This is a genomic window from Streptococcus orisasini, from assembly GCF_001431045.1.
GTDB classification, from domain to species: Bacteria; Bacillota; Bacilli; order Lactobacillales; family Streptococcaceae; genus Streptococcus; species Streptococcus orisasini.
This window is the reverse complement of record NZ_BCLE01000017.1, coordinates 29,336-41,665: the sequence shown is the minus strand read 5'-3', so window position 1 is coordinate 41,665 and position 12,330 is coordinate 29,336. Positions and strand designations below refer to the sequence as shown.

Here is a 12,330-nt window from a genome sequence, read left to right as displayed (position 1 = left end):
CCTTTCTCTATGAATCAAGTCCCATAAAGGTTGGATAAGCCGTTTCACCGTGCTCTTCATCGTCAAGTCCGGTTGCTTCCGCCCTGTCGCTGACACGAATTGGCATGAAAAGAGCAAGAACTTTTATGATGATAAAAGTCATCAAAGCTGACCAAGCAACCGTAACAAGGATGGCTGCCAGAGTAACCAGAAGCAATCTGGCATTACCGTAAATAAGACCAATATTGGATTTATCCAAGGCTAAATGAGGCATGGTAAAAAGTCCTGTCACAATACCTCCGAAAATACCGCCAAGACCATGACAGCCAAAGGCATCTAGAGCATCGTCATAACCAAATTTACTTTTCAAAACAGCAATGGCAAAGTAACACACAGGACTGACCATAAGTCCTATTAATAGGGAACTCCATAGCGACACAAAACCCGCTCCCGGCGTAATAGCAACCAAGCCTGCTACTAAACCGGTTGAGCCGCCTACTAAGGAAGGCTTGCCATTTAAATATTTTTCAAGTGCCAGCCATGAAAACATCGCTGCCGCAGCTGAAATATGAGTCGTCATCAGAGCATGAACGGCCAAATCATCAGCAGCTAAAGCAGATCCTGCATTAAAACCAAACCAGCCAAACCACAGTAAACCTGCTCCCAAAAGAACAAAAGGAATATTATGCGGCCGGTATTCCAAGCGATCATAGTCACGGCGTTTACCAACAACTAAAGCTAATACCAGACCTGAAACTCCTGATGTGATATGAACAACATCACCGCCAGCAAAATCAAGTGTCCCCCATTTGGCCAGCAGTCCATCATCCCAAACCATGTGTGCAAAAGGATAATAAACGAAAAGCAGCCAAAAGATAATAAAAATGACTAGGGGAGTAAAACGCATTCTACCTGCAACAGCGCCTGTTAAAATACCCACGGTAATAATCGAAAACATCATCTGAAAACCGCTAAATAAGATATCCGGTATCTCTAAACCTCTGCTGCTTGTCCCTTCTTTTACCCCATTTAAAAAGACATGTGAAAAATCACCAATTATTTTTCCAGCACCGCTAAAAGATAAAGAATAACCCACAACGACCCACAGCAGCGAAGCCAAGGCAAGCGGCACAACCGCCATCATCATGGTATTGATGACATTTTTGCGGCGCCCCAGACCCCCATAGAAAAAGGCCAGACCTGGTGTCATTAAAAAAACAAGGGCAGAACAAATCATAATAAATGCTATTGATCCTGAATTCATTTCGATCAGCACCTCCTTTTATGTTATGTAATATAACATAATTTTCAAGGAAACAAAAGATTTTTTGGTAAAATTTTCTAAAAATTCAAAAAATATAACATTCTTTGTTATTTATAAAATGCTACTTTATTTGATTTTATAGGCTATCTCCTTTATTTGCAAAAGCAAACAACCATCATTCATGGTATGTTATATTTCTTAACACTGTTAACCAATATTCAATAAAAATCAAAAATAAACTAGGCGATGAGCTACAGACTGTCCCAGGGTAAGGCAAAGCGAAGGCAACGACCTATAGTTTTGATTTTTGAAGAGTAGAAAACTATTATTTCTACATGAGTCAAAATAAAAACTCTTAGAAATGCTGATACAACAACAATTCTAAGAGTTCTTAAATTTTCTTTCTGTTTGATAAGTTTATCTGCACTTCTAAGCACTTGTCCTCAGTACAATTCATGATAGAGCTGATAGAGTTCCTGACGATTAAAACCATTATCTTTAGCTACCTTTTTGATAGCCTGATTCGGTTTTGACCCCTGATCTATTAAGTGCTGTACTTGTCTAAGGAGTTCTTGTTCAGACAACTCCTTTGATTGCTCTTTTTCTTCATAACCTGAGACAATAAAAAGACATTCACCTTTGGGAGGATTTTCAACAATATAGGCTAAAAGCTCTGTCAGATGGCCTCTTTGATACTCTTCATAAAGTTTAGTTAATTCTCTAACTAGGACCGCCTGTCTGTCGCCGTAGATAGCCAACATATTGGTCAGTGTATCTTTGACACGATAAGGCGATTCATAGAAAATCTGGGTCTCCGGATAATATTTTTTCTCCTCAAAAAAGGACCTTTGCTGACCAGATTTGCGCGGTAAAAAACCATAAAAAATATGCGGTTGAGGAGCCAAGCCACTGGCAATAAGCGCCGTAATTCCGGCAGAAGCCCCAGGCAAAGCAACCACAGGAATGCTCTCGGCTACAGCAGCCTTTACCAAATCATGTCCCGGATCAGAAATAGAGGGCATGCCTGCATCAGAAACCTGCGCTAAGGATTTCCCTTCTTTTAGCCAGCTGATCAAATCAGGAATTTTTTCAAAGGCATTGTGTTCATGAAAACTAAGCTGGCGTGTTGAAATATTAAAGTGTTTGAGCAAGAGCCCCGTATTACGGGTATCCTCTGCCGCAATCAGATCAACAGTTTTCAGAGTTTCAACACTTCTGTATGTCATATCACTGAGGTTGCCAATAGGAGTCGGCACTAAATAAAGTGTCCCATAAGCCGTCTTATCTTTAAAACTTTTTTGTACTTGCATCACTTCTACTCTCGGTACAATAATTCCATGCAAAAAGCACACTCTTCTTTGTTTTCGCGGCGCTGACCGTAAAAGAAGGTGCAGATATGAAAACCATCTTCATAAATTTTTTCGAGGTTTTCTTTTCTGGAATTGACTGCCTTGCTGTTAGACTCGTTTTCTTCCATCTGGCTGAAATGACTAAGACGATCTCTTAGTTTATCATTTTCTAAACGTAAAACAGCATTTTGTTCTACCAGATTCTGAACCTGCTTTTTCAAGGCCTCAGCTTCGGCTAAGGTTTCCATCAAATTTTGAGAAAAGCCATCAAAGGCATCAAACAAATCTTTTTTATCCATTGACCCTAACCTCCTCTAAAGCATAGGTCAAAAGGCCAGGATTTTCGTCAAAACGCACCTTGACCGTTTCTGAAATCACGTCAATTCCTGCAATAACACCTTGACCATTTTGAGTTTCTACACTTGTTCCCAAGTCAGGAAATTTTTCCTTAGATGCTCTGTAAAAATCATCTTCAAAACTCAAACAGCACATGAGACGGCCACAAATGCCAGCGGTTTTGCCGGAATTCAAAGACAGATTTTGATTTTTAGCCATTTTAATCGATACTGGCGGAAATTCTCCCAAAAAACTGGAACAGCAAAGAGCTCGACCGCAAGGCCCCAGGCCGCCGTATATTTTACTTTCTTCACGGCTGTTGATTTGCCGTAATTCAATACGCGCCTTAAAAAGACTGGCCAAATCTTTTAAAAGCTGCCTAAAATCAACACGGTGTTCTGCAACAAAGGTAATGAGCACTTGCTGACGCTCCAGAGGAAAGACAATATCAATCAGCTTCATCTCAAGCTGGTTTTTTTGAATAAGCTCTCTAACTTTAGGAAAGCTGTCTTCCGCCAGTTTTAGATTTTCATGATAGGTTTCAATATCAGCAGCTTCTGCCCTTCTCACAGCCCTGTCTATCTGCTCTATGTCAGGCAGATTATTGGCTGGCATGTCAAAATTTGCTTGAACAACCTGTGCTAAATGGCTGCCCTTTTGTTTTTTGACAATAAGAAAATCTTCTTTCTGATAGGTTTGATCAGGCAACACATAATTGATACGGCCTGTCTCTTCGTATTTAACACCAATTACTTCTATCATTTGATCACCATATATTCTAATGCATTTTGGAAATTGACATTACTGAGCCACATTCTTTTGGCCTGATAAACGGCTTCTAAGTAATTTAAAGCTTCTTTTTTCTCATACCTTTTCGATAAAAGAAAGGTCAAAATGTGAAAGGCCCATTCCTGCTCAGATTTATCAATAGCTGATCGAGCAAGACGCGCAGCTTCTAAAAAAGCAAGATCTTTACTCTTAAACAAGCAGCTCACAAAACGCTCACAAGCCTTGAGCAAATCCAAGACCCTGCTGTTTTGAGCAAAGTCTTCTGCCTGTGTCCAATCTTTAGCCAAGTCAGCTAGAACTTCAGCCTGATTTTTGAGCAGACCTGCTTGTTCTAAGCGGCTAATTAAATAGGAAATATTTTTGGGAAAATGAAAAATCTGAGTACGGCTTTTGATGGTCGGCAGAATCCTGCTTTCATCTTGGGTCAGTAAAATAATGTAGGAATCGCTTTGTGGTTCTTCAATAAATTTAAGCAGACTGTTGGCAGCGTTGACATGCATTTTATCTGCATCGCGGATAATAAAAACCTGCGATTCGCCTTCAAAGCCCGAACTGGAAAATTCCCGCAGGAGAGTTCGGATCGTTTCCGTTTTAATAAATTGGCCAACAGGCTCAACCACTTTAACATCAGAAAAATCATTTGCTGCAATCAAGCGGCAGGAACGGCATTTTCCACAAGGAAGGCCATCTGCAGGATTTTCACAAAAACGGCTCTGAGCTAATAAAATTGCCATCTCAAAACTGGCAAAATCCCCCGAAAAAAGATAGGCATGGCTCAGCCTACCAGCTTTTAAAATTTGTTTGAATTCTTGAAAAATTTTAGGCTGTCGTTTTTCTAATTCCATACCAATTTTCACTTTAATTTTTTAAGCATCTTTGCTGGATAATAAGAAGAGCCTCTGCCGCAACTTCATCAAGCGGACGGCTGGCATCAATAGTCACGATCCGATCAGGATGTTCTGCAGCCAGCTTTAAATAGCCCGAGCGGACACGCTGGTGCATCTCTAATTTTTCCAAATCAAGCCGATTGACTTCCCGATCCTTATTTTGTTCAATACGGGCCAGTCCAATTTCAGAATCAACATCAAAATAAAGCGTTAAATCAGGCTTAAGGCCATCTGTCGCAAAATCATTCAACCAAGTCACAGCTGCTGTATCCAGACCTCGGCCGTAACCTTGATAGGCTACTGAACTGTCAATAAAACGATCCGCCAAAACAAGACTTCCCTTTTCGAGTGCTGGCAGAATTCTTTCAACTAGGTGCTGGCGGCGAGCGGCAATATAAAGCAGAAGTTCTGTTTTATCATCCATATTCGTATGCTTAATATCGAGGATAAGATCTCGAATACTTTCAGCAATACTGACTCCGCCCGGCTCACGCGTTACGAGAACCTCATTTCCAAACCCTTGTTTCAAGCTGGGCAGAATTTTCTGCAAAACACTTGTTTTTCCAGCTCCATCCGGGCCTTCAAACGAAATAAAAATTCCTTTTGCCATTAGATTTCCTTTTCTTAAGATTAGTTCTATTTTACCAAAAATATTCTAAAAAAGACACTGCCAGATTATAGGCAGTGCCTCGTTCTTAAAAGTCTGTTTTTCTTTCGGTTTCTTCAATTGATTCAATTTCAAAGCCCTGTCCATGCAGCTTCTGACTAAGAAGAGCTGTATCAAATTTACCATCAAGTTGAATTTCAACCGTGACTTTGCCGATCTGACGGTCTGCAACAACAATACGGCGAATATTGAGCTGATCATCAGAAATAACCTTGACAACCTGCTCCAAAACACCCGCCTTATCATCAGCTAAAAGCCTTAGGCGAACACCTTCTTTGCCATAACCTGAAACTTCCAGAAAGGCGCGGAAAATGTCCTTATCTGTGATAATACCAGACATCTGGCTGCCATCAACAACCGGCAGAACACCGATTTTATGCACCATCATAAGATAGATAGCATCTTCCAGCCGAGCATCTTTTGAAACGGTAATCACATCTTTGATCATGACATCACGAACCTTGGTCTTGTTCAGAAGGTAGTTCATTTCATAGATGGAAAGACTGGTTGCCTTTGAAGGATTGGCTTCAGCGATTGTTCCTTCAGTCAGAAGACCCACCAAGACATCATTTTCAATTACCGGCAGACGACGCAGATTTTTTTCGCGCATAATATCTGTTGCCCTAGCCACAGTTGTATCAGGAGAGACATAAACGACTCTTTTAGTCATAAAATCTTTTACTGGCATCATAAACCCTCACTCTCTTTTTGCTTTTATTATATCATAATTGCCTTGTTAACAGAGCTTAACCTTGATAAAAGAAAAGGAGAGCTCTCTAAAAATCAGCTCTCCCTTCTGCTGCTTAACCACCAAGATAAGCCTTGCGGACCTCATCAGAAGCCAATAGTTCTTCTCCAGTCCCAGAAAGAACAATTTTTCCTGTTTCAAGGACGTATCCGCGATCCGCAATAGCCAATGCCTTATTGGCATTTTGCTCGATCAAAAGAACAGTTGTTCCTTGCTTTTGAATATCTTGAATAATATCGAAAATTTCCTGAATAAAAATCGGCGCTAGACCCATAGAAGGCTCATCAAGCAGGAGCAATTTGGGCTGACTCATCAGAGCGCGTCCCATAGCCAACATTTGCTGCTCACCACCAGACAGAGTTGCTGCATCCTGATTCTTACGTTCTTCCAAACGCGGAAAACGCTCAAACACTCTTTTAAGACGTGCTTGATTTTCATCGCGGTTGCTGCTGAGAAAGGCTCCCATTTCCAGATTTTCCAGCACTGTCAGCCCTGGAAAAACATGACGCCCTTCTGGAACCTGAGAAAGACCGGAAGAAACAATCTTACGGGTAGCTGTTTTTTGAATTTCATTCCCCAGAAATTCGATTTTCCCTGAGCTTGGACGAACAAGTCCGGAAATCGTCCGCAGAATAGACGTTTTCCCTGCACCGTTGGCCCCAATCAGAGAGACAACTTCTCCTTCATTAACTTCAAAAGTAACGTCTTTTACCGCTTGGATGACGCCGTAATGAACAGACAGATTTTCAACTTTCAACATGGTCATTAGGCTTCACCTCCTAGATAAGCTTCAATAACACGTTTATTATTTTTAATTTCTTGCGGTGTTCCGTGCGCAATCAAACGCCCGTACTCCAGAACATAGATACGTTCGGTAACATCCATAACCAAACTCATATCATGTTCAATCAGCATGATAGTAATTTTAAATTCTTCTTTAATCTGACGGATAAGCTCAGTTAATTCAGCAGTCTCCTGCGGATTCATCCCTGCAGCGGGTTCATCAAGAAAGAGAATCTTAGGTTCTGTTGCAAGAGCACGTACAATTTCCAAACGACGCTGTTGCCCATAAGGGAGATTCTTAGCTAAGGTATCAGCATCTTTGTCCAAGTTGAAAATCTTCAGCAGCTCAATTGCCCTTTTTTGCAATTCTTCTTCATTAGAATAATATTTAGGCAGACGCAGAAAACTTGAAAACAGATGAGGCTTGCGAGCATTGCCCATCCCTACCAGTACATTTTCAATTACTGTCATATCCTTAAATAGACGGATATTTTGGAAGGTACGTGACAGACCCAGAGAAGCAATCTTATAAGGCGCTTTGCCATTTAAAAGTGTTCCGTCAAGGGCCACGCTTCCTTCACTGGGTTCATAAACGCCGGTTAAAAGGTTAAAGAGGGTTGTTTTTCCCGCACCGTTAGGACCGATAAGTCCAACAAGCTCACCTTCATTGAGTTCCATAGTAACATCGCCAACAGCAGTCAGACCGCCGAAATTCTTGGTTAAATTTTTTACATCAAGAAGTGCCATTATTTGCCGCCCTCCTTAGCTTTTTTAGCAAAAAGTTTTGAAAAACTGAATTCCCATGTTCCCAGCAGACCACCTGGTCTGAAAACCATTACCAGAATAAGTGCTAATGAATAAATAATCATACGGACATCTGATACATTTTGCAGGAACATATTTAAGACACCGAGCACAATCGCAGCAACAACAGTTCCTGTGACAGAACCCAGACCGCCAAGAACGGCAACAATAAGAAAATCAATTGACTTCATGATTGTAAAGTCTTTTGGCGCAACCGTCCCGATATAACCCACATAAAGTGAACCGGCAATACTTGAAATAACAGCCGCAAACATAAAGGTCAAAACCTTGATTTTAGTCGTATTGACACCCATAGATTCCGCTGCAATCTCATCTTCACGGACAGCAATGACTTCACGGCCAATCGGACTTCTCAGATAATTAAGCACCAAAATGGTAATCAAAACAACGAAAATAAAGACAACCGGCCATGTAGTATATTTCAGGATGCCCATGATACCTCTGGAACCATTGGTCAGATTACCGCCGTTTTCAATCAATTTGCGGATAATTTCGGCCACACCAAGGGTTGCAATCGCTAAATAGTCCCCTTTTAAGCGCAGCGTTGGAATCCCAACAACCAAGGCCACAATAGCCGTCACTACCATACCAACGAAAATGGACAGGTAAAAACCAGCGTAGGTTGGCATTTGAGTCGTTAAAATAGCTGTAGCATAGGCTCCGATAGCCATAAATCCAGCCTGTCCCAAAGAAAGCTGACCGGAGAAACCGAGAACCAGATTGGTTCCCAAGGCCATAATAATACTGATTCCAATTCCCATCAGGATTTGGGTATAATAAACATCAATAATACCAGCACTAATAAGGCCGAACAAAAGGAAAAAGATGACAAGAACCAGCGCAAGCCAGCTTAAATTTGCTTTTAGATTTTTTTTCATTGCTTACACCTTCTCTTTCACATTTTTTCCTAAAATACCAGCTGGTCTTACTAAAAGAATAATGATAAGAACAGCGTAAACGACGGCATCCCTATAACTAGCCAAGCCAATAGATACAGAGAATGTTTCTAAAAGACCGATCATAAAGCCGCCGACAGCAGCCCCTGGAATAATGCCAATACCGCCCAAAACGGCAGCAACAAAGGCTTTAATACCAGGAACCATACCCATCAAAGGATCTACAGAATTATAATAAAGCCCAATCAAAACACCGCCCGCACCTGCAAGTGCAGAGCCAAGAGCAAATGTAAAACTGATGGTGCTATTTACATTAATCCCCATCAATTGTGCGGCATCGCTATCCACAGATACTGCCCGCATGGCTTTCCCCATCTTAGTCTTTTGAACGATAAACTGCAGAGCCAACATCAAGAAAATAGAAACTCCCAGAATAATCAGCTGTACATTGGTAACACTGATTGGCCCAAAATTATACTTGACTGTTGCAAGTGTCTGCGGAAAAGCATGCTTGTTGGCACCGACCAGACGGACCATACCGTATTCAAGGAAGAAAGAGACACCTATTGCTGTAATCAAAGCGGCAATACGCGTTGAATTTCTCAAAGGTCTGTAAGCAAGAAATTCAATAACAACCCCCAGAACAGCTGTCAAAACCATCGTTAATACAAGAGCCACAAAGAAATTGAGATGATATTGAGTGATAAGGAAATAACCGATAAAGGCTCCCATCATGTAAATATCCCCATGAGCAAAGTTAATCAACTTGATAATTCCATAAACCATGGTATAACCTAGGGCTAACAGTGCATAAACACTCCCAAGAATAAGACCATTTATAAGTTGTTGGAGCATATAATTTTACCAAACTTTCTATAAATAAATAATATCTGGGAAGATGGCTCCCCAGATTTTAATTTTTAGGCTTAAGCCAGCCTTATTTGGCTTCAACAGCCGTTGCTGTAGATTCCTTACCATCTTTAAGACCAACCATAACAGCAGATTTAACAGGATTGTGTTTCTTATCAATCGTCATCTTACCTGTTACACCTTTAAAGTCTTTCATTTTAGCAAGGTTCGAAGCAATATCTTTTGAAGTTTTTGCATCCTTAGCAGAATCAGCAATCATGTAAACTGAGTCATAAGCAAGAGCAGCAAACATGTTAGGTTCTTCTCCGTATTTTGCTTTATAGGCTTTCAAGAATTTTTCAGCCTTGCTTGTCAAATCAACTTTTGTTGAGTAACCAGATACATAGTAAACATTGTTTGTATTAGCTGCACCAGCACCTTCAACATACTTAGCGTCATTGAATCCGTCAGGTCCCAAAATTGTTTGATTTAATCCCAAATCACGAGCTTGCTTAGTAATCAAGCCTGTTTCAGTGTAGTATCCTGGGATGACAATAGCATCAAAATCTTTACCTTTGAATTTTGTAAGAGCTGCTTGGAAATCTTGGTCTTTCGCTTGGAAAGTATCTTCAATAACAATCTTTCCTTTATAGGCTTTCTTGAATGAATCAGCAATACCTTGAGCGTAGTCACTTGATTTATCATAGTAAAGAGCTACTTTTTTAGCCTTCAAAGTATCCGTAGCATATTTAGAAATAATCTTTCCTTGGAAACTGTCTTGGAAAGTTGTACGGAAAATGAAATCTTGAACCTTGCCTTTTGAATAAGTCAAATTATCCTGTGTTCCTGATGGTGTTACCAGCGGTACTGCTGCATCATTAGCATTTGGGCTAGCTGCTGCTGTCGCACCAGATGTTGCTGGACCCAAGATAGCGTTAACTTTACTTTGAGTAGCAAGATTTGTGGAAATCGTTGCAGCCTCACCATTATCAGATTTATTATCTTTGGAGACAACCTTAAGTTTTTTACCATCAATACCGCCTGCTTTGTTGATTTCTTCAACAGCAAGGTCAGCACCTTGTTTTTCAGCCTGTCCGTAAGCTGCTACATCACCTGATAGTTCAAGGTTGTAGCCAATTTTTATTGTATCTCCGATTTTATTGCCGGAAGCATTTGATGAGCTGCCTGGTGCAGAACCACAAGCTGCAAGAACAGCTGCACTGACAAAAGAAAGAGCGGCTAATGCCATTTTTTTCTTCATTGTTTTCTCCTTAAATTTAGCTTAATTATAGTCATCAATAAGAATACTGAATTATCTGAAAATTGTCAAGCACATTTTCTTATTTTTTAAAGAAGCCTGTCTATCGCAGCAAGCTGCCCACAAAATCCTGATCAATATCATCCAGATAGGAAGGGACAACTTTTTTTACAAACTTAAGGGCTTGAAGCTCTTCTATGATGGCATCAGCATCTGCTTGCTCTACATAAATAAGCAAATAACGCATCCGATGCGAGTGATAGAGCACTTTACCGTATTTGCTTATCTTTCTGGCATCACGATTGTAATAAAGATAAACAATAATGCCTAAGCGTTTAGTCTTTTCAAACATTTTCTCATCCTTCTTTAATATTATTACCGCGGCCCTTTTTATGAGGAGGTTTATGAGGAGCCAAGGGCAGTCCTGTATCTACAAAAATATCTGGTGAAACTGCTGCTGCTATTTTTTGGGAAATCTCAGCCAAAATAGCCTGTAAATCCACCTCGGCTCTTCTCAAAGCAACAACCTTGTCATTTAAATCCAGCTGACGCTTTTGGGACACGACCTTTTTTCTTAACTGAGCCACTTCCGGACGGTATTTCCCAAAAGCTTTTTGCCTGTCATAGTCTTCTTTTAAAAGCTGAAAATCGCTGATTTTCTGCTGCAGCTCTTCATCTGCCAAAAAAATTTCTTTAGCTGCTTTATAGACTTTAACCCTTTCAAGCTCTAAAAAAGCAGCTGCAAGAGTATCCAGAGCATCATCTATAGCCAAGAGCTGATCATCAATTTTTAACATAATGTCATTATAGCAAAAAATGCTGGTCCCGTCTTTTTTCTTGAAAAATTTACTCACTCCCGCTCGGTTTCTCACAAAAAAGGAGAACCATAAACATCTTTGATTCTCCTTTGCTTTCTTATAATTGAAGTGCTTAACTTGGTTTTGCACAATTGACTTAGATATCAGAATAATTAAGCCTAAGTTATTTTAATTCATTGTTTTCCATGATTTCATCAATGAACCCATATTTAAGGGTTTCTTTAGCATCCATCCAGTAGTCACGTTCAGCATCTTTGTGAATTTGTTTAACTGTTTTACCGGAATTATCTGACAGGATTTTTTCCAATTTCTTACGTGTTTTAAGGAGCTGCTCAGCCGCAATAGCCATATCTGTCTGCTGTGTACCACCGCCGGTTCCGCCCATTGGCTGGTGAATCAGATATTCAGCATTTGGCAGCATAAACCGTTTACCCTTGGTGCCGCTGGACGCAATGATGGTTCCCATTGATGCTGCTATTCCCATAACAATCGTTTGGACATCTGATTTGATGAAATTCATGGTATCAACAATAGCAAGACCTGCTGAAACAGAACCACCTGGTGTATTAATGTAAAGATAGATATCTTTTGTATTGTCTTGCGCATCTAGGAAGAGTAGCTGAGCGATGATGGAATTAGCCATATTGTCTTCTACCGGACCAGTCAGCATAATAATACGATCTTTTAAAAGACGTGAATAAATGTCATAAGAGCGTTCACCACGGCTTGTTTGTTCAATAACTACAGGAATCATAAGTGTATTTCTCCTTTTAATTCAATCTTGGAGTTATTATATCTCATTGGTCAAAAAAGGTCAAATATTTACTTTGTTTTTCAAAAATTTTTCTGCCTTCAATACTTCTAACAACCCCATTGCATAAA

Annotated in this window: 15 protein-coding genes; all 15 read right to left on the bottom strand. The window is 40.3% G+C overall.

Annotated elements, in window-relative coordinates; all coding sequences use genetic code 11:
* Positions 1–7: 7 nt before the first annotated feature.
* The 15 genes from SCSH_RS03200 to clpP all read right to left on the bottom strand — a co-directional run bounded on the left by SCSH_RS03200 (position 8) and on the right by clpP (position 12,202).
* Positions 8–1,243, bottom strand: coding sequence for an ammonium transporter (locus tag SCSH_RS03200; RefSeq protein ID WP_057490454.1), 1,236 nt, complete (start codon positions 1,241–1,243; stop codon positions 8–10).
* A 443-nt stretch (positions 1,244–1,686) separates the two neighbouring features.
* Positions 1,687–2,553: a 16S rRNA (cytidine(1402)-2'-O)-methyltransferase gene (gene rsmI / locus SCSH_RS03195; protein WP_057490453.1), complete on the bottom strand. Its 867-nt coding sequence runs from the start codon at positions 2,551–2,553 to the stop codon at positions 1,687–1,689.
* A gap of 5 nt (positions 2,554–2,558) precedes the next feature.
* A complete protein-coding gene (gene yabA, locus SCSH_RS03190; RefSeq protein WP_057490452.1) occupies positions 2,559–2,891 on the bottom strand; it encodes a DNA replication initiation control protein YabA in 333 nt (110 codons plus the stop codon).
* A complete protein-coding gene (locus tag SCSH_RS03185; protein WP_057490451.1) occupies positions 2,884–3,690 on the bottom strand; it encodes a PSP1 domain-containing protein in 807 nt (268 codons plus the stop codon). The genes yabA and SCSH_RS03185 overlap by 8 nt, the downstream gene beginning before the upstream one ends.
* The gene (locus SCSH_RS03180; RefSeq protein WP_057490450.1) at positions 3,687–4,562 is read right to left on the bottom strand and encodes a DNA polymerase III subunit delta'; all 876 of its coding nucleotides are present in this window, start codon (positions 4,560–4,562) and stop codon (positions 3,687–3,689) included. The genes SCSH_RS03185 and SCSH_RS03180 overlap by 4 nt, the downstream gene beginning before the upstream one ends.
* A gap of 13 nt (positions 4,563–4,575) precedes the next feature.
* Positions 4,576–5,214: a dTMP kinase gene (gene tmk / locus SCSH_RS03175; protein ID WP_057490449.1), complete on the bottom strand. Its 639-nt coding sequence runs from the start codon at positions 5,212–5,214 to the stop codon at positions 4,576–4,578.
* A gap of 85 nt (positions 5,215–5,299) precedes the next feature.
* The gene (locus SCSH_RS03170) at positions 5,300–5,959 is read right to left on the bottom strand and encodes a CBS domain-containing protein (RefSeq protein ID WP_057490488.1); all 660 of its coding nucleotides are present in this window, start codon (positions 5,957–5,959) and stop codon (positions 5,300–5,302) included.
* 115 nt (positions 5,960–6,074) lie between these two features.
* Positions 6,075–6,785, bottom strand: coding sequence for an ABC transporter ATP-binding protein (locus tag SCSH_RS03165; RefSeq protein ID WP_057490448.1), 711 nt, complete (start codon positions 6,783–6,785; stop codon positions 6,075–6,077).
* The gene (locus tag SCSH_RS03160; protein ID WP_057490447.1) at positions 6,785–7,549 is read right to left on the bottom strand and encodes an ABC transporter ATP-binding protein; all 765 of its coding nucleotides are present in this window, start codon (positions 7,547–7,549) and stop codon (positions 6,785–6,787) included. The genes SCSH_RS03165 and SCSH_RS03160 overlap by 1 nt, the downstream gene beginning before the upstream one ends.
* Entirely contained in the window at positions 7,549–8,505 is a 957-nt protein-coding gene (locus SCSH_RS03155; RefSeq protein WP_057490446.1) for a branched-chain amino acid ABC transporter permease, read from the bottom strand. Before SCSH_RS03155 ends, SCSH_RS03160 begins: the two co-directional genes overlap by 1 nt.
* Before the next feature lie 3 nt (positions 8,506–8,508).
* Positions 8,509–9,378, bottom strand: a complete 870-nt coding sequence (locus tag SCSH_RS03150; protein ID WP_057490445.1) for a branched-chain amino acid ABC transporter permease — start codon at positions 9,376–9,378, stop codon at positions 8,509–8,511.
* Positions 9,379–9,460: 82 nt separating this feature from the next.
* Entirely contained in the window at positions 9,461–10,633 is a 1,173-nt protein-coding gene (locus tag SCSH_RS03145) for an ABC transporter substrate-binding protein (protein ID WP_057490444.1), read from the bottom strand.
* Between the two features lie 100 nt (positions 10,634–10,733).
* Complete coding sequence (locus SCSH_RS03140) at positions 10,734–10,982, bottom strand: DUF2129 domain-containing protein (RefSeq protein ID WP_057490443.1); 249 nt, start codon at positions 10,980–10,982, stop codon at positions 10,734–10,736.
* 4 nt (positions 10,983–10,986) lie between these two features.
* Positions 10,987–11,427 (bottom strand): YlbF/YmcA family competence regulator, encoded by a 441-nt coding sequence (locus SCSH_RS03135; protein WP_057490487.1) that lies wholly within the window; start codon positions 11,425–11,427, stop codon positions 10,987–10,989.
* Positions 11,428–11,611: 184 nt separating this feature from the next.
* Positions 11,612–12,202 (bottom strand): ATP-dependent Clp protease proteolytic subunit ClpP, encoded by a 591-nt coding sequence (clpP, locus tag SCSH_RS03130; RefSeq protein WP_057490442.1) that lies wholly within the window; start codon positions 12,200–12,202, stop codon positions 11,612–11,614.
* Positions 12,203–12,330 lie beyond the last annotated feature (128 nt).